Origin of the sequence: Parafrankia sp. EAN1pec, from assembly GCF_000018005.1 — a bacterium.
In the GTDB taxonomy this organism is placed as follows: domain Bacteria; phylum Actinomycetota; class Actinomycetes; order Frankiales; family Frankiaceae; genus Parafrankia; species Parafrankia soli.
Genome location: NC_009921.1, coordinates 7,100,354 through 7,126,282 on the forward strand (window position 1 = coordinate 7,100,354; position 25,929 = coordinate 7,126,282).

Genomic DNA, 25,929 nt, shown 5'->3' on the forward strand with positions numbered 1-25,929 from the left:
GCCCCACTCCGCGGGACACCGAATTCCTCCCCGGGCTGAAGGCCAGGGCATCCTCCGGGAGTTCTGGTGACACCGGTGGGCGCGGAGGGTGGCGGGGGTGGGTGAGCGCAGCGGCGGCGTGGGGCAGCGCGGGCCGGATGGGCGCGGCCCGGCTCGCTCGTCTAGCGTTCCTGGGAGTGGGATCCACCGGGGTGGACCGTGACGAACCGGATCCGTTACCCCTGGGCCGCGTGGCGGTGCGCATCCGATGACCTTCTCGGGTCGGATGAGCGACCTTGCGCGGCGTCACGCATGCTTGACGGGTCCGGTAGGGCAGGGCTCCGGCACGCACAGCCGGGCCCGCGAGGGTTGGGGGTGACAGCGACGGTACAGGGACAGGAGTCGGCATCCCCGGTCCGCGGTGACGCCGCGTCCGGTCGTGCCGGACGCAGGAGAGGCCCGCAGGTCCGCATGGCTGGCCGGCCGCGGGGTGGTGTCACCCACCCGGACGAGACAGGTGGTCCCGCCGGGCGGTCCCGCGGTGGGCCGAACGGGCCCGGGCGGCTCGGGCGGTCGGTGCCGCGTCCCCCGGGGAGCCGTTCACGCGGCACGTCGGCGCCGCTCGGCAGCGCCGACGACCTGCCGTTCGGGCCGCCGACGGGCGGAATTCGCCGCCCAGTCGACCGGCGGCGGCACCTCACCCGGGCGGGGCTCATCGCGACCGCCATGGGCGTCGCGGTCGGCCTCATGGCGTTGCCGTTCCTGAGCGCCGCGGGGCTGTTCGCGAAGGCGTCCGCCGACCACTTCCTGGAACTTCCGGCGGACCTCGTCATCCCGCCGCCGCCACAGAGCTCCAAGATCCTCGCGGCGGACGGATCCGTGATCGCCACGCTCACCGGTACAGAGAACCGGGAGGTCGTCACCGGCGACCAGATCCCGAAGATCATGCGGGAGGCGATCGTCTCGATCGAGGACGCCCGCTTCTACTCTCACAACGGTGTCGACCCCCAGGGGGTGTTGCGGGCCGCGGCCCGCAACAGCGAGGCCGGCTCCACCACCCAGGGCGGCTCCACACTGACCCAGCAGTACGTGAAGAACGTGCTGCTGCAGGACGCCACCACTCCCGAGGAGCGCGACGCGGTCGCCGGCGACTCGCTGGACCGCAAGCTGCGCGAGCTCCGCTACGCGATCGCGATCGAGCAGCGGTTCAGCAAGGACGAGATCCTCACCCGGTACCTGAACATCGCCTACTTCGGCGACGGCGCGTACGGCGTGGGGACGGCGGCCGAGCACTACTTCGGCATTCCCATCTCCGAGGTCAGCCTCGAGCAGGCCGCCCTGCTCGCCGGGCTCGTCCAGAGCCCGTCGCGCTACGACCCGGTGAACCACCCGGAGGCCGCACTCGAGCGCAGGAACATGGTGCTCACCCGGATGGCCGACGAGCACTACGTCAGCCGCACCCAGGCGGACGCCGCCAGGCAGATGCCGATCGACGTCATCCGCGACCAGCCGACCACGCAGGACTCCTGTGAGATCTCGGTGGCGCCGTTCTTCTGCGACTACATCCGCACCCGGCTGCGCGCCAACCCGGCGCTGGGCGCCACCGCCGAGGAGCGTGACCGGCGCATCCACGAGGGTGGCCTGGTCATCAAGACCACGCTGAACCCGCAGGTGCAGCAGGCGGCGCAGATGGCGGTCAACTCGACCATCCCGCCGGACAACCGGGTGTCCGCGACCGAGGTCGTCATCCAGCCGGGCACCGGCGCGATCCTCGGGATGGCGGTCAACCGCGTCTACGGGACCAACGAGGCGGCGAACCAGACGAAGGTCTCGCTGCCGATGGAGCCCACGTTCCAGCCCGGGTCGACCTTCAAGACGTTCACCGTGGCGGCCGCACTCGAGCAGGGGTACGGCGTGGGGACGGCGTGGTACTCCCCCGCCTGCTACTCGACCGACGCTTTCCCGCTCGACCGCGGCGAGGGGGACTGCCCCAAGGGCTACCAGAACGCCGACCCGGCCGAAGCCGGCATCTACCGGATGGACGACGCGACCTGGGATTCGGTCAACACCTACTTCATCCAGCTCGAGGAGGAGGTCGGGGTGCCGGCGGTCGTCGAGATGGCGACCAGGCTCGGCGTCTCCCCCGACCACCTCAAGGACATCCCGCCGACCAAGGGCGACGTCACCATCGGCGGTGAGTACGTCAGCCCGATGGACATGGCGGTCGCCTACTCCACGCTGGCGGCCGGCGGCGTCCGGTGCGAGCCGCGCTTCGCCACCTCGGTGGTCGACGCCGGTGGCCAGCAGATCGACGTGGGCAACACGCCGAAGTGCGAGCGGGTGCTGTCCCAGGGCGTCGCGGACACCACGACGAGCATCCTGGCCGGGGTGCTCACCAAGGGCACCGGCGGGAACGCCCGGTTCGACCACCCCGCGGCGGGCAAGACCGGCACCAACGACGGCTTCTCCAGCGCCTGGTTCGTCGGCTACACCCCGCAGATCGCGGCGGCGGTGGCCGTTGGCGACCCGCACGGCGCGGTCGCGCACCCGCTGCGCAACGTCGTCGCGGCCGGCCGCACCTGGCCGCACGTGTTCGGCGGCGACCTGCCGGCGATCATCTGGGGCAGTTCGATGCGGGGCGCGCTGGCCGGGCAGCCCGTGCAGCCGCTGCCCGGCGCGGACCGCGACGTGGCCCGGGGAACCAGGGGCGGCCGACTCATGAACACCCCACCACCGGCACCCACCCCGACGCTGCCGAGCCTGGAAGATCTGCTGCCAGGCGCGGGCACCGGCCAGACCCCGGGGTTCGGGCAGGGCGGCGGTGGCGGTGGTCAGGGCCCGGGGCAGGTCGTCGTGCCGCAGACCAACCAGGGCACCGGCCAGGGGCAACAACAGCAGGGCCAACCCGGCCGCAACAACCAGGGCCGCTAGGCGTCCCACGGCCCGGGGCCCGAGCGGAATCCCGCCGACAGGTCCCGGGCCTGGTGACCCCCAGGTGGCCCGTCCGGGAAAACCGGTGGCGGCGGGCGGGCCGGACCGGGACAGTGGACCCACTGGCGGCGTTGGCTGGGCGCTGGCGGGTTTCGGCCGGCGCTGGCGTAACCCGGGTAGATGAACACGGCGCGGGGCGGTGACGTGACCGAGGATCTACCACCCGAGCCGGTCGCGTCGCTGCTCGCGGCCGGCCACCCGGAGCGGGTGTGGGAGCTGCTTCCGAGCCTGACCTTCGGTCACGCGCTGCGGGCGGCCTCGCTTCTGCACCGAACCGGCTGGCGCCCCGGCGGCCGGGGCGACGGGCACGGTGACGCCCACGCGAGGCGGAGCGCGGAGCTGTTCGACCTGCTGGTGCACACGAACCAGCAGGTGGGCCTGGGCCGGAGCGGCCGAGACGCGGCCTCCGCCCTCAGGTTCCCACCCGTCGCCCGCGGGCTGACCGGGCTCGGGATCGCCACCGCGGCACAACCGTCGCTGGCGCCCGATACAGGCCTGATCGCCCTCGTCCACCGGGACGGGTCGTTCCGGGTCGACCACCTGACGATCTGGGATCCGTGGAGCTGCCGGCGGGTGTGGTGGCATCCGCTGCCCCGTGGGCTCGGTGGCGGCCGGTTCACCCGGCTGCTGTTCGCCGCCGACGGCCAGATCTTCGCCTGCCACCGGCCGGACCGGTTCCCGCGCGAGCCCGAGCGCCTGCTCGTGTTCGGCTACGACGCCGGCTCGTTGGTCGTCCGCGAGCTGGACTCCGCCCCTTCGGGCTTCTACGCGCTGGCACCCATGCCCGCCGGGCCGGACGAGGCGGTCTGCGCCGTGCGCGCGGACGGTGAAATGACGGTGTGGCCGGCGGTGCCGGACGGCGCGCCTGGCCACCCGCGGCCGCCGTCCGTCCGCCTGCCCATACCGGCCGGCCACGAGCTGGACGTCGGACTGCGCCCCGACGCCAACCTGGCCGTCTCCGCGGACGGCGAACGGATCTGCCTTGTCACCCGACGGCGCCCCGGGACGCCGCGTCAGGTCACTGTCGCCGATCGGCGGACGGGAAAGGAGCTCGCCGCCGCCACGCTCGAGTCCGCCGTGGCGGAGGTCTCCTTCCTCCCCGACGGCGAGACGGCCGCGTCCCGCGCGGGGAGCACCATGTCGTTCTTCGGCGGGAGCGTGCCGGTCGCGGACTGGCCCGTCGGGCCCGCCCAGCGCGTGCTCTTCCTCCCGGATGGCGAGCATGTGCTGGTCGCGCACGCGAGCGGGTCGATCGAGGTCCACACCTGGCCGGACCGCGCGCTGGTCGGCTTTCTCCGCGGGCCGGAGTTCCTGATCACGCTGGCCGTCTCGCCCGCCGGGGACAGGATCGTGGCCCTCGGCGAGCGGGGGCGGGTGCAGACCACCGTCTGGGACAGCGCGGTGCTGCGCCTGTTGCACCGACCGCTCGACGAGGCCGCCCCGCGGGCGCCGGCCCTCGTCCGGGCGATGTCCGCGCAGGCGGCCGGTGACCGGTGGGAGCTCCAGCTGCGCGCGCTGGCGGCACTCCTCGAACACCGACCCCAACCGGGCCATCGGGAATAATAGACGCCGGCCGGCCGATAAAGGCCTACCGAACGGCGAAACATTGATTTCCGAACTACGCTCGATTCATGACCGAAGTAGAGCGCGGTACGCGCCATGGCCTGATTACCGACCCGCCCTGCCGTTCCCAAATCCTGGAGGCGTGGCAGGCAGCCGGACTGGAATCCGGGAAGTTCTTTCCTGCCACGCAGGCCGGACTCCGGGACCCGTACGCCCCGGACGACGTGACGAGCAGCCAACCGCCCGCGGACGGCAAAATCGCCAGCGCGGGCCATGATTTCGCCGCCATACTGGACGACCCGGGCCGCAACTGGGCGAAGCACCCGGTGAAGGCGGGCCAGGAACTAACCGTCACCTGGCATTACCACACCGCGCACAAGACCCGACGATGGAACTATTTCATCACCCGGGACGGGTGGGATCCGAATGCCCCGCTAACCCGCGACCAGTTCGAATCAGAACCCTTCCACCAGGTCCAGAACCCGGGACAGCCCTACTGGTCAAGCGATGATCTGATCCCGCTGGATCCGACCATGCACACGTTGCCGCTGCCCAACCGCCGCGGCTATCACGCGGTGCTGGCCGTGTGGGAGGTAGCCGACACCGGAAATGCCTTCTATCAGGTCATGGACCTTAGTTTCTCCTGATCACCGCCTGCCCTGACCAGGGAGCTCCCACCGGCCCGGCGGGGCACGCCGGCCGGCCGCGTCGCCCGACCCGGCCGGCCGGGCCAACTCACCGCCGGCGGTTCAGCGGTTCAGCGGGCGGTGCCGATCTCCCGCAGCCGCAGCGCGGCGCCGGGGTCGACCCCGAGTACGAGTCCGACGTAGCTGCCCGCGAAGTCGATCAGGCCGATCAGGGAGGCCAGGCGCTCCAGCGGCGCCATGCCCTCCGCCCGCAGCTCGGTGACGCCGACGCCGTGCTCACCCGCCAGCATGACGGCCCGCTCCGCCGCACGGGCGACCTCGGGATGCTCGCCGGCGGGATCACGCAGCAGGATCAGCCGAAGCCGTACGACAGCCTCGTCGTCGACCCGGTCGCGGAAGAAGTCGGCGAACTCGTCGTCGGCGCCGGTGCCTTCGCCACCGTCCGAGGCGGCCCCGCCGCTGCCGGAACCGAAGGCACCGCGGAACAGCGCAACCTGGTCCTCGGCCGGATGCGGCAGCGCTCCGACCAGCGCGGGGTAGCCCGCGTTCGCCGCAAGCACACCGGCGGCCCGGATCGCGGCGACCTCACTCAGCCGGGTCGTGCCCCACCACAGCGGCAGAGCGCCGGCCAGCTCGAGGGCCAGCGTCTTCGCCGGGTTGACGAACGACTCGCTCGTCGGCCGGCACCTGGTGGCCATCGCCTCCAGGCGCACCGCGGCGGCCTCGATCGCGGCCTCGCCCTCGCGGTGCACCCCGAGCGCCGCCGCGGCGGCGAGCACCGGGACGGCCAGCGACCACAGGCCGGTGTGCGCCGGCCGGGCGTCGGGCAGCGCCACGAACGGCGCCCTGGCCAGCTCCGCGAGGTGGGACAACGGAGAGTCCGCGGGGCCGACGACGGCCAGCCGGCAGCCCCGCCGGTGCGCCTCCTCGACGGCCGAGAGGGTTTCCGCGGAGGTACCGGACACGGACACGGCGAGGACCACGTCAGCCACTCCGGCCCAACCGGGCAGCCCGTGCCGATGGTGCGCGATCACCGGCACCGGTGCGGCCTGCCCGGCGACGGCGTCGAGCACGTCCCCGGCGAGCGCCGAGGCGCCCACCCCGACGACCACGACCGCGCGGGGCCGGCCGTCGGCCGCGAGCGACCCGACACCGGCCTCCTGCGCCAGGCGCCAGCTCTCCCGGACCTGGCGCGCCGCCGAGGCCGTGTTCGGGAGCAGGTTGAGCGTGTCCGCGGCCTCGAGCCTGCGCGCGTCGTCCAGGATGGGCTCGTCGACGTTCACGCGGGCCGCGCGGCGCCAGTCAGGACGAGGATCCGGCCGCGGCCGGGAATGGCTTCGCCTCGTCGAGCAGCATCACCGGGATGTCGTCGCGAACCGGGAAGGCCAGACCGCACGACTCGCAGACCAGCACGGGAGCGCCGTCCAGCGTCTCCTGCCGCAGCGGAGCATGCTCCGGGCACGGGCAGGCGAGGATCTCCAGCAACAGGGGGTCGAGGCTCATCAGGAGTTCTCCCTTCCACCGCGGATGCAGACGAGGATGTCGTCGCGCAGCCGGCACATCATGGCATCATCGCGCCCTTCGACGTTCAGGCGCAGCAGTGGCTCGGTATTGGACGGCCGGAGGTTGAACCATGACCCGTCGGCCAGCGACACGGTCAGCCCGTCCATGTGGTCGATGTCGACCGCCCGGGCGGCGTAGGCCTTCTCGACCTCGTTCATCGCCACGTCGGCGTCCGCGACCTCGGAGTTGATCTCCCCGGAGGCCGCGTAGCGGGCGTAGCCGCCGAGCAGGCCGGACAGCGGGCCACCCTGCCCGCCCAGCGCGGCCAGCACGTGCAGGGCCGCGAGCATGCCGGAGTCCGCGCGCCAGAAGTCCCGGAAGTAGAAGTGACCGGAGTGCTCGCCGCCGAACACCGCGCCGGTACGGGCCATCTCGGCCTTGATGAACGAGTGGCCGACGCGGGTGCGCACCGGCGCGCCGCCGCGCTCGGTCACCAGCTCGGGGACGGCCCGGCTGACGATCACGTTGTGGATGATGGTCGCGCCCGGCTCGCGGCGCAGCTCGCGCTCGGCGACCAGTGCGGTGATGACCGACGGGGAGACGATCTCGCCGCGCTCGTCGACGACGAAGCAGCGGTCGGCGTCGCCGTCGAAGGCGAGCCCGATGTCCGCGCCCGAGGAGCGCACGGCGGCCTGCAGGTCGCGCAGGTTCTCCGGCTCGATCGGGTTGGCCTCGTGGTTCGGGAAGGAGCCGTCGAGCTCGAAGTACATCGGGGTGACGGTCAGCGGCAGCCCGTCGAACACCGCCGGGACGGTCAGACCCGCCATGCCGTTGCCGGCGTCCACGACGACCTTCAGCGGGCGGATCCGGCTCAGGTCGACGAGGGAGCGCAGGTGACGCGCGTAGTCGTCACGCAGGTCGCGGGTGGTGACGGTGCCCGGCCGGCCGGTGTGCTCCGGCACGCCGGCCTCGATCAGCGCCCGGATCTCCGCCAGGCCGGTCTGCTGCCCGATCGGCGCCGCGCCGGCCCGGCACAGCTTCATGCCGTTGTACTTCGCCGGGTTGTGCGAGGCGGTGAACATGGCGCCGGGCAGGTCCAGCGAGCCGGCCGCGAAGTAGAGCAGGTCGGTCGACCCGAGACCGGCGGCGATGACGTCCGCGCCCTGGCTGGTGGCGCCGTCCGCGAAGGCGGCCGCCAGCGGGACGGAGGACTCGCGCATGTCGTGGGCGGTGACGATCCGGTCGGCTCCGAGCAGGCAGACGAACGCCGCGCCGGTGGCCCGAGCCACCTCCACGTCGAACTCGGACGGCACCACACCTCGCACGTCGTATGCCTTGAAGATCCGTGAGAGGTCGTGCACCCCGTAACCACCTTCCCTGACCGGCGTCGATCGACCGGGTTGACCTTATCCGGCCGGGGCGACATCCCCGTCAGCGCCTTGCCGCGCGGGGCGGGTTCGGCGCGGGACGGCGTCACGAGGCATGGCAGGCCGGCGCCGGTGCGCCGGTGCGAGGTACCGCGGCGGCGGGCGGGTCAGACGCGGGCGGGTCAGGCGGACGTCACGACGGGCGCGGACGTCACGACGGGCTCGGCACCGCACGCAGGTGGCCGCGGCCACGGCCGCCGGGACCGCCGGGCGGCACCGCACCGGGACCAGCGGGACCAGCCGGACCGGTGGGCGGCTCCGGCCCACGGCGCGGGGCGGAGTCACGCACGGCGTCGGCGAGCGCCTCGATGTCGTCGGACGTCGGCTCCTGGCCGGCCTGTTGGTGTTCGGCCTGCTCGGCCTCGATCCGGACCACGGCCCAGCCGAGCGGCACGGTCAGCCGGTCGGCGTGGACCCCACACAGGTCATACGAGTGCGGCTCGACGAACGGCGACAGCGGACCGAGTACGGCGGTGGACTCCGCGTAGGCGTAGGTGAGCGTGGCGATCGCGGCCGCGGAACAGGCCGAGCGGGAGCAGCGCCGAGGCTTCACGTTCCGGACGGTAGACCCCGGAACGGGCGACGGCCACCACCGCCCGCCGTGTCGCGCACCGACAGAGGTCACTGTGACGCAGTGGTTATCGCCCGGTTGCTCCACGCACACAATTACACCAGAACGTCGCACACGCTTCGACCAAAACCGCCTTCTGACGCCGTGTCGATCCTGGTCGGGCCCCCCTAGGTGGGGGTGTGGGTGGGGGTCCGGGGCCGACTTGCCCGGTTCTCCACGCCGCCGCGGTGATCGCCGGACGGACCCGGCGTTACCCTGGCACGATGGCCGAACCAGCCAGCACGCCCAGGGTGCGCTTCCCCGCGGCCGGACGCCCGATCCCCGCCCGTCGGCGGCGGGACAGGCGGGGCCGCGGCATGCGTGGCACGCTCCTACCCCCGGACGTGCCCGCCTACGCCACCCGCGGTGAGCGTTTCGACGACCTAGTCCTGGACGCGGTCGAGCACCTGGACCACCGGTGGTCCGCCGAGCTCGCCGACGTCGAGTTCGCCGTCGAGGACGTACCGCCGATCACGGTGACCGACGACAGCATCCCGCTGGCGCACTACCAGCCGGCCACCGGAAAGGGCCGCTCGGCCACGCCGCGGCGGATCGTCATCTACCGGCGCCCGCTCGAAGCGCGCGCCGTCGACAACGAAGACCTCGCCGAGCTGGTCCTCGACGCGATCATCCACGAGGTCGCCGAGATGATGGACGTCGACCCGGCCGTGATCGACCCCGAAGGCCATGGCTGGGGCGACGACGAGGAGTAGGGCCCACCACGAGAGCCACCCGACGGGCTCAGAGCCGCTCACGACCGCCGACGCGGGGACGGAGACACGTGTGACCATCGGGGAGACCACACCAGCCAACACCGGGACGTCCGTTCGGAGGTGGGACGCGCGGACCGGCCGACCGGCGGGCGCGCCACGCGGGGCACCACCGCCGCGTGCCCCGGTCCGCATCCTGGAGCTGCACGGCCGGGCACAGCGCTACGCCTGGGGCTCGCCGACCGCGATACCCGACCTCCTGGACGTCCCGTCCGACGGGGAGCCCGTCGCCGAGCTGTGGCTGGGCACCCACCCCCAGGCCCCGGCCGAGGTCGTGGGCACCGGAACCTCAGGTCGGCGGCCGGCCGCCGACCTCGTCGGCGAGCTGCCCTTCCTGCTGAAGGTGCTCGCCGCCGACAAGGCCCTGTCGCTGCAGGTCCACCCGAACGTCGAGCAGGCACGCGCCGGCTTCGACGCCGAGCAGGCCGCAGGGATCACTCCCGACGACCCGCGCCGCCGCTACCGGGACCGCAACCACAAGCCCGAGCTGATCGTGGCCCTGACGCCGTTCCGGGCCCTCGCCGGCATCCGGGCGCCCGGCGCCACCCTCGCGATCGCGCGCGGGCTCGGCCATCCCGGTCTGATCGCCGCGTTCGCGCCCCTGGCGACCGATCCGGCCGGCGGCGCCACCCAGGTGCTGCGCAGCCTGCTGACACTCCCCCCGCAGGCCGGCGAGGAGCTGGCCGCCGGGGTGGTCGCCGCCGCCGAGCGGGTCTCCCCCGACGCGGACGAGCAGTTGCGTCGCGCGGCCGAGCTCGTCCTGCTGCTCGCCGAGACCCACCCCGGGGACGTCGGCATCGCCGCGGCGCTGCTGCTCAACGACGTCACGCTGCGCCCCGGCGAGGGCCTGTTCCAGCCGGCGCGGCTGCTGCACGCCTACGTCCAGGGCGTCGGGATCGAGATCATGGCCACGTCGGACAACGTCCTGCGCGGCGGGCTCACCCCGAAGCACATCGACGTCGACGAGCTGCTGCGGATCCTCGACCCGCGCCCCACCAGCGCTCCGGTACTCACCCCGCGCCCGCTGGCGACCGGCCCCGGCGGCCAGCTGCGGGCCTGGGATGTGCCGGTGGACGACTTCGTCCTGCGCGAGGCTGTCTGCGCCGGTGGCAGCGTGGCGGTGCCCGACACGTCCGTGCTGCTGGCGGTGGAGGGCAGCGTCGAGGTCGCGGGCACGGACCTGGCGGGCTCGCCGCTGGCGCCGATGACCCTGCGCCGCGGCGGCTCGGCCCTGGTGACCGGCCCGGCAGCCCTGACACTCACCGGCACGGGACGGGTCTTCGCCGCGGGCTCCCGCGTCTGAGCCCGGCCAGACAGAGAGCACACGCAGACCACTACACCTTCGTTTGGCCTGGGCGGGTGCCGCTCACCAGGCGACGCGCGGATCGGCCAGCGACGCCGGACCGTACCGGAGGCGCCACGCGCCAGTAAGCGGCACGACGGCCGAGACGGTCCGCGGCACCAGCGCGGTCACCACTCCCGCGGACGGCGGCGCGGTGCCGAGGACCTGGCTCGCGACGAGCGGGCCGCCGGTGCCGACGACACGCGCGCCGACGCGGCCCGCCGGCAGCGGCGCCAGCACCGCGCGACCCGCGCCGACCTCGAACCGGCGGCCGTCGACCCAGACGGTGGCGGCCCGCCGGGGCGCCACCAGGACGAGCGCGCCGGCCGTCCAGGCCGGTACCGGCGCCGCCGCGACGACCAGACCCGGCGGTGTCGGCCCGGCCGCGCCCGGGTCGCCGACGACGACGCCCGCCCAGCGGGGCCGCTCCGGAACGACCCCGGCGACCCAGGTACGCCCGTTCGGCGGACCGCTGCCCGGCGCCGCGGGGGCCGCCGCGGCCACGCCGGTGGGCAGGCCGAGCGCCGCGACGATCCCGCCCCCGTCCGTCGACTCGACCAGCAGGGCGGACGGACTCGCCGGAGTCAGCGTGACCAGGCGGCGCAGCGCCGCGCCGGCCGGGATCCGCACGGCCTCCAGGCCGACCGGGGTGTGGCGACCCGAGGCCGTGATCACACTGACGCGTACGGTCGCCGCCGCTCCGGGAGCGGAGAGCACGAGATCGGCCGTTGGCGGGCCGGCGGCCGGTGCCCCCGTACCGCCGGACCCGGCAGGAGTGAGGAACCCGCCGAGCAGGACCCGGGTGGCCGGACCGGCGGTCGGCGGCACGGGCGTGGCCGCCGCCGGCCCGGAGCCGCTCGCGCGGTCGACCATCCAGCTCAGGACCCGGCCGGTGTGCACGTCGACGTCGACGGTGGTCACGGTCGCCTCGGGGGCGAGCTCGGCCAGGCGCCGGCTGACCGTGCGCCCGACCGGAACGGTCACCTCCACCCGGGGCGCCGTCTGGCCCGACGACACGGCGCCCACACTGACCCGGGCCGGCCGCGGACCGGTGTTCGTCCAGTACAGGACGGGATCGCGGCCGGCGACGGTGGCCGGGCCGGCGAACCACGTCCGCGCGCGGGACTGCTCGCAGCGGGCTCGCAACGGTCCCGCTCCCGACCCGGGGGAGGTCACGGTCGCGGTGAGGCCGGCCGCGGCGGACCCGGTCGCGACAAGCCGCAACGGACCGCCGGCAGGCCCCCGTGCCACCGACTGGCCGCTGTCCGGCCCGTCCAGGTCCGTGCGGCCCGGAGCCGGGCCGCCCGGAGTTGGGCCACCCGGGTCTGGACGCGGCAGGTAGAGCAGCTCGTCGTGCTGGCGGTCGCCGCCGAGCAGCGCGCCGCCACCGGATGGCCGGACCACCCCGTCGGGCCCCGAGCCGCGCACGACGTCCAGCAGCTGGGGCACCTGCCCCCTCAGGCCGAGATCCGGGCAGTCCAGGGTGGCCGCGGTGACCGGTCTGGGGACGGCTGCGGGCGGACGAGGCCCCGCCGTGGTGAGCAGGGCCGCGACCACCCCGACCAGGCACGCCACCCCGGCCGGCACCACGATCCGCTTCACGTGGTCTCCGCCCGCGTGGCCGCCGCCCGCGTGGCCGCCGCCCGCGTGGCCGCCGCGCGGCGGCCACTGCGCCGGCGCGGGACGGCGGCCAAGGGGCCCGCGGCCAGCAGGAGCGCCCCGGCTGCGGCGGTCGCCAGCACGGCGGCGCGGTGGCGGTGGTGATCGTAGGAGACCTCGAGCAGGCCGCCCTCGGCCGGCAGGACGAACGCCTGCGCCCAGCCGTCCGCGACCGCCGCGGGCAGCGGCGCGCCGTCCAGGGTCGCCCGCCAGCCGGAATCGGCGGGTTCGGCGAGCACCACCCGGCGCCCCGCGGCGCCGCCGGGCAGCCGGGTCGATCCGGCCGGACCGGGCGAGCCGAGCCGGAGCAGGGTCGTGCCTTCCCCGGCACCGGGGGCGGCGGCGACCGGGCGCCACAGCAGCACGTCAGGGCCGCGCCTCTCCCGGGAGAGGCCGTCCACCGCGTCGAGTGCGGCCACCAGCGCCGGGTCGGCCGAACCCGCCGGGACGACGACCGCGGCCACACCGAACGCCGGCAGCGCGTCGGCGGCGTCCGGGAGACCGGCGGAGATGTCCGCCACGAGCGTCGCGAGCGCCCGGTCGGCAGCGGAGGGCGGCCGGTGCGGGGCGGCGGCGGGGAACCTCGGCCCGCCCTGGGCGGCCAGGCTGTACGCGACCGGCCCCGACGGGCCGGACCGGCGCAGCACCAGGACGCGCGCGCCTGGTCCGCCCGTCCGGCTCAGCGCGGCGACCGCGCGGGCCGGGCTCTCCTCCTGCGCGGGACCCGGAATCGGCGTCGCGGTGGCCAGGCCGGCGGCGAACGCCAGCACACATCCGCCGAGCAGGACCGCCCCGACCCGCGCCGTGGCCGGCGCCCAGCCGGTGGCCACACCACCGACCCCGGAGGACGCCCGACGGCCGAGCAGGCGGGGGCAGGCGGTGAGCAGCAGGCACAGCGCCGCGAAGAGGCACAGCGCCACGAAGAGGCAGAGCGCCGCGGCCCGCCTCTCGTCACCGGGAGCGCCGGCCACCAGGCCGGTCAGCTCCGAGCCCGACAGGGGCGACACAGCGGCGGGCCACCACCCGACGCCCCCCGTGACGAGGCCGGGCAGCAGGGGGACGGCTCCCGCGATCAGCACACCAAGTACCGGCACCGGCCCGACCGGCGGCGGTTGCGTGCCCGGCGGCCGTGATCTCCGGACGGCCCAGGCCGCCGTGGGCAGGCCGACCAGCGCGATCGGTGCCAGCACCGGCATGCACGCGACGACGAGGGCCAGGGAGACGGCGAGCCGCCAGCCCGCGCGCCCGCGCCCACCGGCGTCGGCGTCGAGGCCGGTTCCGGAACCGGAACCGCTCGCTCCGGCCCGGACCGTCCGGCCACGGAGGAACTCGTCCCCCGCCGCGAGAACGGCGGGCAGCACCGCCAGGGCGACGGCGGTCTCGATCCGGCCGGCCAGCACTGATCCCGTGACCGGCGGGGACACGCCGTACAGGGCCGCCAGGCCGAGCCTCGGGCCGCGCGAGCCGACGAGCCGTCCCGAGGCCCGGTACGCGAGGTAGGTCGCCGCGGCCGGAGCGACGACGAGCACGACCGAGCAGGTCGCGGCCACGCTGAGACCGACCGGGGCGGCGACGGACGACAGCGCGGCGAGCAGAGCCGTCCAGGGCGGTGCGGAGCCCGGCCAGCCGAGCACGCCGCCCGCGGAGCCCTGCCAACCGGACCACACCACGGACCACAGGTCACCGGCGTACTCGGGCATCGGCACGCCACCGCCGACGGCGTCCGGTGGCAACCGGCGGACGGCCAGGCCAGCCGCCCCCAGGAACAGGGCCATCACCACCGCGAGCGCCCGCGGCGGGGCGGCCGCGCGGGGGCCACTCGGCGCCCGGTCGGCGACCGCACGGGGTCGGGCCGACAGCAGCTCGCGCACGGCGCGCCGCGGCACCGTCACGCACCGGCCGAACCGCACGCGCATCCGGAACAGGGGCCGCGGGCCGGCGAGGACGGCACCGGCGATCCACAGCTCGGTCAACGCGTCGCGCCACCGGCCGCGGGAACGCGGGCCGCTCAGATCACCGCTGTCCCGGGGCGGGAGGAGCAGGCGGGCACCGGCCCGCGCCGCGCCCGCGACCACCAACGCGAGCACGGCCGGTACGAGGAAGGGCGCCGCCGTCAGCGCGAGTCGCACCCGCGCTCCCGCGACCCTCCCGACACGGTCGCCCGCGCGGGACGCGGCGGACGCGAGGGGCCTGTCAGCGAGGGGCGCGTCGGTACGTGCGGGCGGCGCGAGCAGCACCGCCGCCGGGGGCACGACGACGACCCGCAGGCCCGCCCGCGCCGCGCGGGCGCCGAGATCCAGATCGAGGCCGGCGGTCATGTCCGCTGCCAGGCCGCCGAGCCGCTCCCATGCCGAGGCTCGCACGAGCATCCCCGTGCAGGAGACGGCCAGCACGTCCCGCACGGCGTCATGCTGGCCGTGGTCGGGCACGCCCGGGACGACACCGGTGATCCGCCGGCCGGCCCGGTCGACCGTCACACCCGCCTCGAGCAGGAATTCCGGTCGGGCGGCGTCGAGCACCTTGGGACCGAGGACCGCCGCGCCCGGGTCGACGCGGGCGTAGGTGAGCAGTCGTTCCAGGGCGTCGGGCCGTGGCAGGACGCCGTCGTGGATCAGCCAGTAGAAGGTGTCGGGCGCGCCGCCCAGCCCGCCGTGCCGGATACCGGCCGCGACCGCGACACCGAAGGACGTCCCGGCAGGCAGGCTCAGGACGTCCCCAGCGGGCAGGCCCGGGACGTCTCGGGCGGGAAGGCTCGGGACGTCAGGGTCCGGGCTCGGCTGCGTGGGGCTGTCTGCCGCCGGAACCCACTGCGCCGGAACCCACTGCGCCGGGATTCGCTGCGCCGGGATCGCGGGGCCGCCGAGACGGACGACCACGATCCGCTCGGGCGGGCGGGTCGACGCGGTCAGCGCGACCACCGGACCCACCGGGCCCGCAGCGACCGCCGCAGCGGTGCCAGTACTGCCGAGACCGTTTCGTCGCGGGTCGTGGCCGCCGGGCGCCGCGGGCTGATCCCGCCGCGTCACGACGACCGCTACGACCCGCTGACCGGGACGAACGGCTCCTCGGGAACGAACCGCCCACCGGTGCTGGTCGGCATCCCGCGTTGGTCTCGTCATCGCGGGCGCCGCCTGGTGGATCCGCCGTCAGACTGCCCGGCGGCGCTGCTTGCGCCGTTCCCGCTCGGACATGCCGCCCCAGATCCCGAACCGCTCGTCGTTCTCCAGCGCGTACTCGAGGCACTCGACCCGCACCTCGCAGCCCGAACAGATGCGCTTCGCCTCCCGGGTCGACCCGCCCTTCTCAGGGAAGAACGCCTCCGGGTCGGTCTGCGCGCACAGCGCCCGTTCCTGCCATTCCATCGCCTCGCCGAGCAGGTCGCCGAAGCCGATGTCGATCACCTGGGCGAGGGAGTCGGACAGCGAGCCGTCGCCGCGGGGCAGGGTGACGCCCCCGGGGCCGACCAACGCGCCGTCCCGCGCCTCGTCCTCGTCCTCGTCGCCCTCGTCGTCCACATCGTCGTCGAGGTCGTCGGTCGCGGAGTCGTATCCGGTCTCGACGAGCTCGGGCCGGCCCCGCCCGGGCATGACCGGCGGCGCGACCGCCATGGCGGACGCCGCAGCCGGGCGCGGGTGCACCGCTCCGGCCGCGAGTGCCGGCGGCCCGGGAACGGGAACGGGCAGCGGACGTGCCACGGGCCCTGACTCCCCGACCGGACCCGTGTCGTGCTCAGCGGGACGCTCGACGTCCGCCAGGACGGTGTGGACGCCCGCGTCGGTGTGCTCCATATGGACTCCTCCAGACCCGTCGCGGTGCGGTCGGCCACCCCCCCGGACGCCGGCGCACGGCGCCTGGGATCCATTCCGACCGGACGTCGCCCTACCGCACGAGTCCCGTCGACGGGGGGAATGACACGCCGGTAATTACACGCGCCAGACTTGGCCGCGTCAACCCCACCGACGCAACATCTTCTACAACCAGCGATGAGACCATAGCTCACAGTCACTGGGGCTCGTCACGGAGGGTCCCCGTGGTCGCACCCACCAATACGGAGAGTGACGATCGGGCGGACGAACCGGGGGCTCTCCGGTCGCACAGGACCGGATGAACACCCCATACCGGACGCCGAGATTCTCGGACATCTCACCCGAACCTACACCGATCACCAGCGCCGACAGCAGGCCACCGAGACCCCGGTCACAGACCGTCACCACATAAACGAGCTGTGACGAGCCCTCAGGTCACGACAGTCAGCATGGTGCGCGCAGCGTCACCACGTGCGGTACCGAGACGCTCCGCGGAGACCACGCCATATGTAGTGGTCCGTTGCCGAGCGGGACGGCCCGCGGCCTGCGCGACCTCCTCCAGCTCGGCTATGGAGCGCCGTGAGCCGTGTTGCGAGCCCGCCATCCGGCTGATCGTCTCCTCCATCAGCGTGCCTCCGAGGTCGTTGACCCCACCGGCGAGCACCTGGACGCAGCCCTCCGTACCGAGCTTCACCCACGAGCACTGAATGTTGTCGATCGCTCCGTGCAACAGGATCCGGGCCATGGCGTGCACCGCCCGGTTCTCCTGAACGGTGGGGCCCGGTCGGGCAACCCCGGCTAGATAGATCGGGGAGCTGTGGTGCACGAAGGGCAGCGCGACGAACTCGGTGAACCCGCCCGTCTCCTCCTGGATGCGGCGCAGCAGGCGCAGGTGGGCCACCCAGTGCGCCGGGGTGTCCACGTGGCCGTACATCATCGTCGCCGAGGAGCGCAGGCCGACGCGGTGCGCGGTGGTGACCACCTCGACCCAGGCGGCGGTGGGCAGCTTGCCCTTGGTCAGCACCCAGCGGACCTCGTCGTCGAGGATCTCCGCGGCGGTGCCGGGGATGGTGTCCACCCCGGCCTCCCGGGCCGCCGTGAGCCACTCCAGCGTCGACAGCCCGGTGCGGGCGACCCCGTTGGCCACCTCCATCGGCGAGAAGGCGTGCAGGTGCAGCCCGGGCGCCTGCTTCTTGATCTCGCGGGCGAGCTCGAAGTAGGCGGTGCCCGGCAGGTCCGGGTGGATGCCGCCCTGGACGCAGACCTCCGTCGCGCCGACGGACCACGCGTCCCGCGCGCGGGAGCCGACCTCGTCCAGGGAGAGCGTGTAGGCGTCGGCGTCCGCGCGGCGCTGGGCGAAGGCACAGAAGCGGCAGCCGGTGTAGCAGACGTTGGTGAAGTTGATGTTGCGGTTCACCACGTAGGTCACGTCGTCGCCCACGGTCTGGGCGCGCAGGGCGTCGGCGAGGCCGCACAGCTCTTCCAGCGCGGCGCCCGTCGCTCCGAACAGGGTCAGCGCCTCGGCGTCGGTGAGTCCGGCCGGGTCGGTGCTGGCCCGCCGCAGCGCCGCGAGCACCTCCGGCTCCGTCCGGGTGATCGCGCCGCGCGCGCCGTCGGTGGTTCCTGTGGTGGCTGTGGTCTCTTCGAACCCGTCCTCGGACGGGACGCCGCCACCGGCCACCGTGCCGGCCGGGACCACCGTGCCGACCGGAGCCGTGTCCTCGGTGGTCTCCTCCCCCGCGGCGGATGCCACGGCTTCCGCGGCACCGGCGCCCGCCCGGGTGCCCGTGCCGTAGATCCCGTCCACCCCGGTGCCGGCGGCGCGCACCTGCTCGCGCAGGCCGGCCCAGTCGCCGTAGACGGAGTCGAAGTCGGAACGGGTGGCCGAGTGTCGTCCCTCGGTGTCCACCGTGGTGTGCAGGTCGGTGCGGCCGCTGTTCCCCAGACCGCCGTCGGGCTCCTGCCACGGCAGCCCCGCCGCCCGGGCGCCCTCGGCGAGCAGCCCGTCCGGACCAGCCAGCGCCGCCACGTGCCCGGACAGCCGCGGGTCGATCCACGGCTCGTCCAGGTGTGTCGGGTGGACGGTCAGCCGCGGCCGCAGCGTGAAGCCCGCCGCCGCGGTCACCTCCCGCAGGACGTCCAGATCAGGCCAGGGCCGCTCCGGGTTGACGTGGTCCGGGGTCACCGGCGAGACACCGCCCCAGTCGTCGAGGCCGGCGGAGAGCAGCAGCGCGCATTCGGCGGTGTCGACGAGGTTCGGCGGCGCCTGCACCCGCATCCGCGGGCCGAGCACCAGGCGGGTCACCGCCACGGCCGCCGCGAGCTCCTCGGCGCCGACGTCCGGCTCACCGCGCATCGCGGTGTCATCCTTGGCCCGGAAGTTCTGGACGATGACCTCCTGGACGGACCCGTACTCGCGGGCCAGCCCACGCAGCGCGAAGATCGTCTCGGCGCGCTCGACGGCCGTCTCGCCGATGCCGAGCAGCAGGCCGGTCGTGAAGGGAATGGAGAGCCGCCCGGCGTCGGCCAGCACCCGCAGCCGGACGGCGGGCTCCTTGTCGGGCGAGCCGTAGTGGGCGCCGCCGGGCGTCGACCACAGCCGCGTCGCGGTCGTCTCCAGCATCATGCCCATCGACGGCGCGACCGGCTTGAGCCGCGCGAGCTCCGACCAGCTCAGCACGCCGGGATTGAGATGCGGCAGCAGGCCGGTCTCCTCCAGCACCGCGATCGCGACGGCGCGCAGGTAGCCCAGCGTCGAGTCGTAGCCGTGGGCGTCGAGCCACTCCCGGGCGGCCGGCCAGCGGTCCTCCGGGCGGTCGCCGAGGGTGAACAGCGCCTCGGCGCACCCCGCCGCCGCCCCCGCGCGGGCGATGTCGAGCACCTCGTCCACCGTCAGGTACGGCGCGGGCAGCCGGTGCGGGACGGTCGCGAATGTGCAGTAGTGGCAGCGGTCCCGACACAGCCGGGTGAGCGGGATGAAGACCTTCGGCGAGTAGGTGACGACGCCGGGCCGTCCCAGGGAGGCGAGCCCGGCGTCACGCACGCGCGCCGCGGAGGCGCACAGGTCGGCGAGATCCTCGCCGCGCGCCGCGAGCAGGATCGCGGCCTCGGTGACGTCCAGGGTGACGCCGTCGCGCGCGCGGCGCAGGGCGCGGCGCATGGCGGCGGAGGACGGCGGCGGTTCCGGCCGGTGCCGGCTCCCCTGTTCCGGGGCCACCGCCTGCCCGGGTCGTGATCCGTCCGGTACCGCCGCCGTACTCGTCATGCGTTCACCCTGGGTAGTCGATGGATGATCGTAGGTGGATGTCCCCGCGGGGCCGGGCCGCCGTCAGGGCGGGTCGGCGCGGGTCCAGGTCAGGCTGTGCCGGTGCCGCGGGTGGCCCGGGGGCCGGCCGCCGGGTTCCGCAGCCGCTCGAGAGTGCCGATGAGCAGGTTCGTCCGCCTGCGGGCGGCCAGCGTGTCGGTTCGCGCGGCTCCCGGCGCGGACGCGCCGCCGCGTAGGTCCGCGTGCCGGGCGGCCGCGACCTGTGGCGCGCGGGCCCCGGCGAGGGCTCGGTTGAGGGTGGCGGAGAGGGCTTCGAGGCTCTTGGTCGTGCGGGGGCTCCTGGTAGTCCGGGGGGTCCTGATCGCGGACATGGCGGTCCTTCCAGCGACGTGGAGAGCTAGGTCCATCTCACAGCTCTCTCTAACCAGAATCAAGAGATGGCTCCTACCAGCGCGGATCGTCACGCGCGGCTACCATCCATCCCCTCCCCGCGACGCGGGAGCCGCATGACGGAGCGGGCGGGACGACGCGGGTACCGGACAATCCCCTCCTGCCCCCCGCCAGGGTCGTTACGCTGATCAGGTGCCACGCAACCGCCAGGAGGTCCCGCGCGAGGAACGGATCGACGCGCTGCTCGCGGTCGCCGAGCAGCAGTTCCTCGCCCGCGGGTTCGCCGGTACCTCCATCGCCGAGATCGCCCGCGCCGCCGGCATCGAGCCCGGCTCGGTGTACTGGTACTTCCGGTCCAAGGACCACGCGTTCGCCGCCGTCCTGAACCGCCTGCTCGACGGCGAGGTGGACCGCATCGCGGAGCTGCCCGGCGAGGCGGCACAGAAGCTCTTCGCCGCGCTGGACTCGGTCGAGCGACGCCGCACGCTGCACCCCTGCGTCGCCGAGCGCGCCCCGCACGCCCCGCCGATCATGGAGTACCACGAGCGGCTGCACGAGTGGCTCCACGGCCTGGCGCTGAGCGCCGTGGCCGACCTGGTCCCCCAGCCCGACCACGAGATCGCCGCCGACGCCGTGGTCGCCACGATCGAGGGTGGCCTGGCCAACCCGGCGCCGAGCCGGCCCACCAGCCATCTCGTCCGCTACCTGCTGGCGTCACTCGCCGCGGTCGAGCACTCCCCGAACGCTCCGGCCACCGAGGTCACCACCAGCTGAACCACGACATCCGAGGGCGGGGCCGGGGGCCCCGGCCGCCGAGTCGGTGCCCGCGAGGCCCGGGGTCGCCGGGCGGGGTGCCGGGGTGTCGGGGCGGTGCGGGTGCCAGGATGATGCGACGTGAAGGTCACCGCATTGGCCGGCGGCATCGGCGGCGCGCGTTTTCTGCAGGGTGTCCGGGCTGCCCGCCCCGACGCCGAGATCACCGTGATCGGCAACACGGGTGATGACATCACGCTGCACGGCCTGCGCATCTGCCCAGACCTGGACACCGTGATGTACACCCTGGGCGGCGGGATCTCGGCCGAGCGCGGCTGGGGCCGGGAGGACGAGACGTTCGTCGTCTCGGCCGAACTGGCCGCCTACGGGGTGGGTCCGAGCTGGTTCGGACTCGGCGACCGCGATCTCGCCACCCACCTCGTCCGCACCCAGATGATCGAGGCCGGTTACCCGCTCTCCGACGTCGTGACGGCGCTGTGCGACCGGTGGAAGCCGGGGGTGCGCCTGCTGCCGATGTCGAACGACCGGGTCGAGACCCATGTGATCATCACTGATGGCGAGGGACGTCGGGCCGTCCACTTCCAGGAGTGGTGGCTGCGGATGCGGGCGCAGGTGCCCGCCGAGGCGATCCTGTCCGTCGGTGCCGCCGAGTCGAAGCCGGCGCCGGGTGTGCTGGACGCGATCACGGACGCCGACGTCGTGCTGATCGGGCCGTCCAACCCGGTGGTCTCGATCGGGACGATCCTGTCGGTGCCGGGTGTCTCGGACGCGCTGCGGGTCACCCTGGCCCCGGTCATCGGCGTCTCACCGATCATCGGGGGGTCGGCGGTCCGCGGGATGGCCGACGCGTGCCTGAAGGCGATCGGTGTCGAGACGTCGGCGCTCGCGGTCGGCGCGCACTACGGCGGCCGGCACCGGACCGGCCGGCCCCCCGGCGCGGCCGACGGCGTAGCCGCCCCGTCGCGGGAGGCGGGTTCGTCAGCGGAGCAGGGAGGCGCCGGCGGTGCCACCTCCGGGGGAACGACCGAAGAGCTTGGTCACGGTCTGCTGGACGGGTGGCTGGTGGACGTCGTGGACGCGGCGATCGCGGCGGACCCCGACGCCGTACCCGGAGCTACCGTGAAAGCCGTACCGCTTCTCATGACCGATCTGGAGGCCACTGTGGCGATCGTGGAGGCGGCGCTGGAGCTCGCCGGTGTCTGACCTGTCCCCGGTGGGGACATCCATGACGAAGGACGGACCGGAACCCGCGGAGGCGTCGTTCCCGGGCGTCGCCGCACCCGAGGCGGAAGGTCCGCCCCCGGTCGGTGGCGAAGCCCCGGCCGGGGAACCTCCCGCGGCGGAGGACGCGCTGCCGGCCGAGCAGTCCGAGAAGTTCGAGAACTTCGAGAAGTCCGACGAGCAGGTCGGCACGGGCGCGGCGGAGCAGGTCGGCGAGGAGCCGCTGGCGGAGCGGGAGCTGCGGATTCTGCCGCTGGGCGGGATCGGCGAGGTGCGGCCGGGCGACGACCTCGCCGCGCTGATCGCCGTGGCCGCGGCCACGGGCGCCGGGCCCGGAGGCGGCCCCGGGCTGCGTGACGGTGACGTCCTCGTCGTGACGTCCAAGATCGTGTCGAAGGCCGAGGACCGGCTGATCCGGATCGAAGGCGACAGAGAGGCCACGCGCCAGGCCGCCATCGACGCCGAGTCCGTGCGTGAGGTCGCGCGCCGCGGCCCGACCCGCATCGTCGAGACGCACCACGGCCTCGTGCTGGCGAGCGCGGGGGTGGACGCGTCCAACATCGCGAAGGACTCGATCGCGCTGCTGCCGGTCGACCCCGATACCAGTGCCCGCACGCTGCGGGACGGCCTGCGCGACCGGCTCGGCGTCGACGTCGCGGTGATCATCAGCGACACGGCCGGGCGGCCCTGGCGGCGCGGGCTGACCGACATGGCGATCGGCGTCGCCGGGATGGCGGCGCTGCGCAGCCACATCGGCGACGTCGACTCCTACGGCAACGAGCTCGGGATGACCGAGATCGCCGAGGCCGACGAGCTGGCCGGCGCGGCGGACCTGGTGAAGGGCAAACTCGGCGCCACGCCGGTGGCGATCGTCCGCGGGTTCGCGCGCCGGCCCGACGACGGGAGCGGGTCACGCGCGCTGCTGCGGCCCTGGGACGAGGACATGTTCCAGCTCGGCACGGTCGAGGCACGCCGCTCGGCCCCGTTCGCGCGGCGCACGGTGCGGGAGTTCGCCGACCTCCCGGTCGACCCGGCGGCGGTGCACCAGGCGATCGCCGCGGCGATCACCGCGCCCGCCCCGCACCACACCACACCATGGCGGTTCGTGCTGGTCGAGGCGCGCCGGCACGCCCTGCTCGACGCGATGGCGATGGCCTGGACGGACGACCTGCGCCGCGACGGGTTCGACGAGGACTCGGTGAGCAGGCGGCTGCGCCGCGGCGACGTGCTGCGCCGGGCGCCGGTGCTGATCGTCCCGATGATGGTGACCGACGGCGCGCATCCCTACCCGGACGAGCGTCGGGTGCGGGCCGAGGAGCGGATGTTCACCGTGGCGCTCGGCGCCGCCGTGCAGAACCTGCTGGTCGCCCTCGCGGCCGAGGGCCTGGGCTCGTGCTGGGTGTCGTCCGCGCTGTTCTGCGGGGAGGTCGTGACCGACACGCTGGACCTGCCGCGCACCTGGACGCCGATGGGCGTCGTGGGTGTGGGGCACCCGGCCGCACCGGCGCACCCGCGGCCGGCCCGTGACATCGCGGCGTTCGTCGTGGAGCGCTGAGCCGGGGCCGGCGTCGCGGTACGGCCGCGCCGACGTCCGCCGGCGCGGAGCGGCCGGGGCCATGGTCAACGGCGCGGGGGTCTTCCGCTCGCCGGCCGGAAGGCTACGATGACATTCACTTAATGGTCATGTTGAACTACGTACGGCTACCGTCCGGTTCATCGGACGTCCGGTTCGCGCGATCTCCGCCTGTCGGCGGACAGGCCCCGATCTCGCCGATAGTGGCGGTCGGCGGCGGGTCGGGCGGACCGCGGCGGCTCAGGCGTGTTCGACACTTCGTAGGATCGGGCCCCGTGGGGAAGAAGAGCGTCGCGCGCAACGCCCGTCTGGAGGAGCTCCGCCGCGAGCAGAAGCGGAAGGAGCGCCGGCGGGCACTGCTGATCTACGGCACCTCCGGCTTCGTCGCGCTCGCCCTCCTTGCCGGGATCATCGTCTACAGCGTCTTCGACAACCGGTCGAAGAACAAGGAGCGCAGCGTCGGCTACGTCGCCGCCGCCTCCCCGGCCGCGGTCACCGCGAACTGCACCGGGATCCGCAACGACCAGTCGTACGGCAACCAGCATGTGGGAGCCACCGACACGGTCCAGTACAAGGACTCCCCGCCGTCGTCGGGCAACCACGAGTCCGACCCGCTGCCCGACGCCATCCGGTTCTACAACCCGGACTCGGGCATCCGTGCCGAGCGGGCGGTGCACAACCTGGAGCACGGCTTCGTGGTCGGCTGGTACGACGCGAAGCTGCCCGCCGACCAGGTCGAGAAGCTGCGCACGGTCGCGGCGGACGCCGGGAACCGCTTCATCGCGGTGCCGTGGACGCGCAACGACTTCGCGGGCGACCAGCACTTCGTGCTGACCGGCTGGGACCGCACCCAGCGCTGCGGCACCGTCTCCGCCGACGTGGTGAAGGAGTTCGTCCAGAAGTGGGCGAACCCGCCATCCGACGGCGTGACCTGGGACTCTCCGACCGCGCCGGAATCCGGGGCCCCGGGTGGGACTCTGAACGTCACCGCGGACGGCCCGATCGACCCGGCGGCCGCCGCCGCGGGCGGGGTGGTTCCCGGCGCCGGCACGATGACCCAGGCCCCGACCGCACCCTGAGCCGGCGCTCCGGCGCGCCCTGGGGGTGCGCCGGAGCGGTCAGGCGGTGCCGGTGCGGATCGGCATGAGCAGGTAGCGGTAGTCCTCACCGTCATCCTTGCCGGTGAGGACCGCCGGCTTGCTCGAGGCGATCTCCGGGTCGGCGGTGGCGAACCCGATGATGGCCTCGTCGCCCTCGACCGCCGCTAGGCCGTCCAGCAGGAACGCGGGGTTGAACAGCACCGACAGCTCCGGGCCGTCGTACTCCACGGGCACCAGCTCGGACGCCTGGGCGCCCCCGCCGTCCCCCGCCTCGGCCACGACCTGGCCGGCGGAGAACGTGAACCGCAGCGGCGCCGTGCGCGTCGCCACCAGCGCGACCCGGCGGACGGCCGCCGCGAGCACCGCCGTCGGCGCCGTGACGGTGAGCTCCGACGTCTCCGGCAGCAGCCGGCGGTAGTTCGGGAAGCTCCCCTCCAGCAGCCGGACGATCGTCTGCCGGCCGTTCACGGACAGCCCGAAACGCAGGACCCCGGCCTCGTCGACGCCCATCCCGAGCGCGACCCGGGACGCGGTGGTCGGCAGCTTCGCCATGTCGGCGAGCAGCCGGGCCGGCACGTGCGCGACCGCGTCCGGCTCGTCGACGGTGGGCTGCCACGGGATCGTCCGGACGGCGAGCCGGTACCGGTCGGTGGCGACCATCGTCAGCCCGCCCCGGGCGATCTCGAGCCGGACGGCGGTGAGCACCGGCAGCGCGTCGTCCCGGCCGGCGGCCGGGGCCACCTGCGCGACCGCCGCGGCGAAGCCGAGCGTGTCCACCTCGCCGACCGGCGGCGGGAACGCGGGCAGCACCGGGTAGTCCTCGGCGGCGAGCGCCGGGATGCGGAACCGGGCCGCCCCGCACTCGATGATCACCCTGGTCTCGGTGGCCTCGACGACCACCGGCGCGTCGGGCAGGTTGCGCACGACATCCGCCAGCAGCCGCCCGGGCACGACGACCCGCCCGGGCTCGGTGACGACGGCCTCGACCGGGGCCCGCGCGGCGACCTCGGAGTCGAACGCGGAGACGGTGAGCGCCGGGCCCGGCGCCTGCGTCCGTGCCTGCTCCGTCGTCTGATCCGTCGCCTGGTCGCCGGCCTGGTCGCCGGCCTGGTCCGGTGTCGGCATGGTGGCTTCCAGCAGCAGGCCTGTCAGCACCTGCTGGGCGCCGGCGGTGGGCTTCGGCACGTACCGGGCGGCCCAGCCCGTCGCGTCGGCGAGTACGTCGCGTTCCACGCTGAACCTCATGCAGGGATTGTCGCGCCGGACAACGCCGAATCTCCGCATTCCGCAAACCGCCCACCGCTCGCGG

General features: G+C 74.4%; 19 protein-coding genes. 9 read left to right on the top strand and 10 right to left on the bottom strand.

Translation table 11 applies throughout. The annotated features are described in order from the left end of the window. Positions 1–450: 450 nt before the first annotated feature. The 3 genes from FRANEAN1_RS28955 to FRANEAN1_RS28965 all read left to right on the top strand — a co-directional run bounded on the left by FRANEAN1_RS28955 (position 451) and on the right by FRANEAN1_RS28965 (position 5,180). A complete protein-coding gene (locus tag FRANEAN1_RS28955; protein ID WP_020463299.1) occupies positions 451–2,910 on the top strand; it encodes a transglycosylase domain-containing protein in 2,460 nt (819 codons plus the stop codon). A gap of 180 nt (positions 2,911–3,090) precedes the next feature. Further along, positions 3,091–4,533 (top strand): hypothetical protein, encoded by a 1,443-nt coding sequence (locus FRANEAN1_RS28960; protein WP_347176801.1) that lies wholly within the window; start codon positions 3,091–3,093, stop codon positions 4,531–4,533. A gap of 68 nt (positions 4,534–4,601) precedes the next feature. Beyond that, the gene (locus FRANEAN1_RS28965) at positions 4,602–5,180 is read left to right on the top strand and encodes a lytic polysaccharide monooxygenase auxiliary activity family 9 protein (protein ID WP_020463301.1); all 579 of its coding nucleotides are present in this window, start codon (positions 4,602–4,604) and stop codon (positions 5,178–5,180) included. Between the two features lie 110 nt (positions 5,181–5,290). Here FRANEAN1_RS28965 and FRANEAN1_RS28970 read toward each other — a convergent pair whose 3' ends face one another. The 4 genes from FRANEAN1_RS28970 to FRANEAN1_RS28985 all read right to left on the bottom strand — a co-directional run bounded on the left by FRANEAN1_RS28970 (position 5,291) and on the right by FRANEAN1_RS28985 (position 8,663). Next, entirely contained in the window at positions 5,291–6,463 is a 1,173-nt protein-coding gene (locus FRANEAN1_RS28970; protein WP_020463302.1) for an SIS domain-containing protein, read from the bottom strand. A 19-nt stretch (positions 6,464–6,482) separates the two neighbouring features. Beyond that, entirely contained in the window at positions 6,483–6,683 is a 201-nt protein-coding gene (locus tag FRANEAN1_RS28975) for a Trm112 family protein (RefSeq protein ID WP_018501528.1), read from the bottom strand. After that, on the bottom strand, positions 6,683–8,044 hold the full coding sequence (locus FRANEAN1_RS28980) for a phosphomannomutase/phosphoglucomutase (protein ID WP_020463303.1): 1,362 nt from the start codon (positions 8,042–8,044) through the stop codon (positions 6,683–6,685). Before FRANEAN1_RS28980 ends, FRANEAN1_RS28975 begins: the two co-directional genes overlap by 1 nt. A 217-nt stretch (positions 8,045–8,261) precedes the next feature. After that, the gene (locus FRANEAN1_RS28985; RefSeq protein ID WP_041254898.1) at positions 8,262–8,663 is read right to left on the bottom strand and encodes a DUF3499 domain-containing protein; all 402 of its coding nucleotides are present in this window, start codon (positions 8,661–8,663) and stop codon (positions 8,262–8,264) included. Between the two features lie 374 nt (positions 8,664–9,037). Here FRANEAN1_RS28985 and FRANEAN1_RS28990 point away from each other — a divergent pair, with 374 nt between their 5' ends. Further along, the gene (locus FRANEAN1_RS28990) at positions 9,038–9,433 is read left to right on the top strand and encodes a metallopeptidase family protein (protein WP_041254899.1); all 396 of its coding nucleotides are present in this window, start codon (positions 9,038–9,040) and stop codon (positions 9,431–9,433) included. A 70-nt stretch (positions 9,434–9,503) separates the two neighbouring features. Then, positions 9,504–10,793: a mannose-6-phosphate isomerase, class I gene (gene manA / locus FRANEAN1_RS28995; RefSeq protein WP_020463306.1), complete on the top strand. Its 1,290-nt coding sequence runs from the start codon at positions 9,504–9,506 to the stop codon at positions 10,791–10,793. A gap of 63 nt (positions 10,794–10,856) precedes the next feature. On the opposite strand, the gene FRANEAN1_RS29000 is transcribed toward manA, so the two are convergent. The 5 genes from FRANEAN1_RS29000 to FRANEAN1_RS29020 form a co-directional block, all read right to left on the bottom strand. Further along, complete coding sequence (locus FRANEAN1_RS29000; protein WP_020463307.1) at positions 10,857–12,434, bottom strand: DUF5719 family protein; 1,578 nt, start codon at positions 12,432–12,434, stop codon at positions 10,857–10,859. Further along, positions 12,431–15,418: a glycosyltransferase gene (locus tag FRANEAN1_RS29005; protein WP_347176802.1), complete on the bottom strand. Its 2,988-nt coding sequence runs from the start codon at positions 15,416–15,418 to the stop codon at positions 12,431–12,433. The genes FRANEAN1_RS29000 and FRANEAN1_RS29005 overlap by 4 nt, the downstream gene beginning before the upstream one ends. A gap of 219 nt (positions 15,419–15,637) precedes the next feature. Then, positions 15,638–16,279 (bottom strand): WhiB family transcriptional regulator, encoded by a 642-nt coding sequence (locus tag FRANEAN1_RS44150; RefSeq protein ID WP_020463309.1) that lies wholly within the window; start codon positions 16,277–16,279, stop codon positions 15,638–15,640. Between the two features lie 448 nt (positions 16,280–16,727). Next, positions 16,728–19,562, bottom strand: coding sequence for a bifunctional FO biosynthesis protein CofGH (locus FRANEAN1_RS29015; protein WP_020463310.1), 2,835 nt, complete (start codon positions 19,560–19,562; stop codon positions 16,728–16,730). Between the two features lie 89 nt (positions 19,563–19,651). After that, entirely contained in the window at positions 19,652–19,933 is a 282-nt protein-coding gene (locus FRANEAN1_RS29020; protein ID WP_020463311.1) for a hypothetical protein, read from the bottom strand. A 211-nt stretch (positions 19,934–20,144) separates the two neighbouring features. Between FRANEAN1_RS29020 and FRANEAN1_RS29025 the strand changes: the two genes are divergently transcribed. From FRANEAN1_RS29025 to FRANEAN1_RS29040, 4 genes are all read left to right on the top strand, one after another. After that, positions 20,145–20,726, top strand: a complete 582-nt coding sequence (locus FRANEAN1_RS29025) for a TetR/AcrR family transcriptional regulator (RefSeq protein ID WP_020463312.1) — start codon at positions 20,145–20,147, stop codon at positions 20,724–20,726. A 120-nt stretch (positions 20,727–20,846) separates the two neighbouring features. Next, positions 20,847–21,929 (top strand): 2-phospho-L-lactate transferase, encoded by a 1,083-nt coding sequence (gene cofD, locus FRANEAN1_RS29030; protein ID WP_020463313.1) that lies wholly within the window; start codon positions 20,847–20,849, stop codon positions 21,927–21,929. 22 nt (positions 21,930–21,951) lie between these two features. Beyond that, positions 21,952–23,502, top strand: a complete 1,551-nt coding sequence (locus FRANEAN1_RS29035) for a coenzyme F420-0:L-glutamate ligase (RefSeq protein WP_083788354.1) — start codon at positions 21,952–21,954, stop codon at positions 23,500–23,502. A 293-nt stretch (positions 23,503–23,795) separates the two neighbouring features. Then, positions 23,796–24,599 carry a DUF3105 domain-containing protein gene (locus tag FRANEAN1_RS29040; protein WP_020463315.1) on the top strand — a complete coding sequence of 268 codons (804 nt, stop codon included), beginning with the start codon at positions 23,796–23,798 and terminating at the stop codon, positions 24,597–24,599. 39 nt (positions 24,600–24,638) lie between these two features. Here FRANEAN1_RS29040 and dnaN read toward each other — a convergent pair whose 3' ends face one another. Then, positions 24,639–25,865 carry a DNA polymerase III subunit beta gene (gene dnaN, locus FRANEAN1_RS29045; protein ID WP_041254900.1) on the bottom strand — a complete coding sequence of 409 codons (1,227 nt, stop codon included), beginning with the start codon at positions 25,863–25,865 and terminating at the stop codon, positions 24,639–24,641. Positions 25,866–25,929 lie beyond the last annotated feature (64 nt).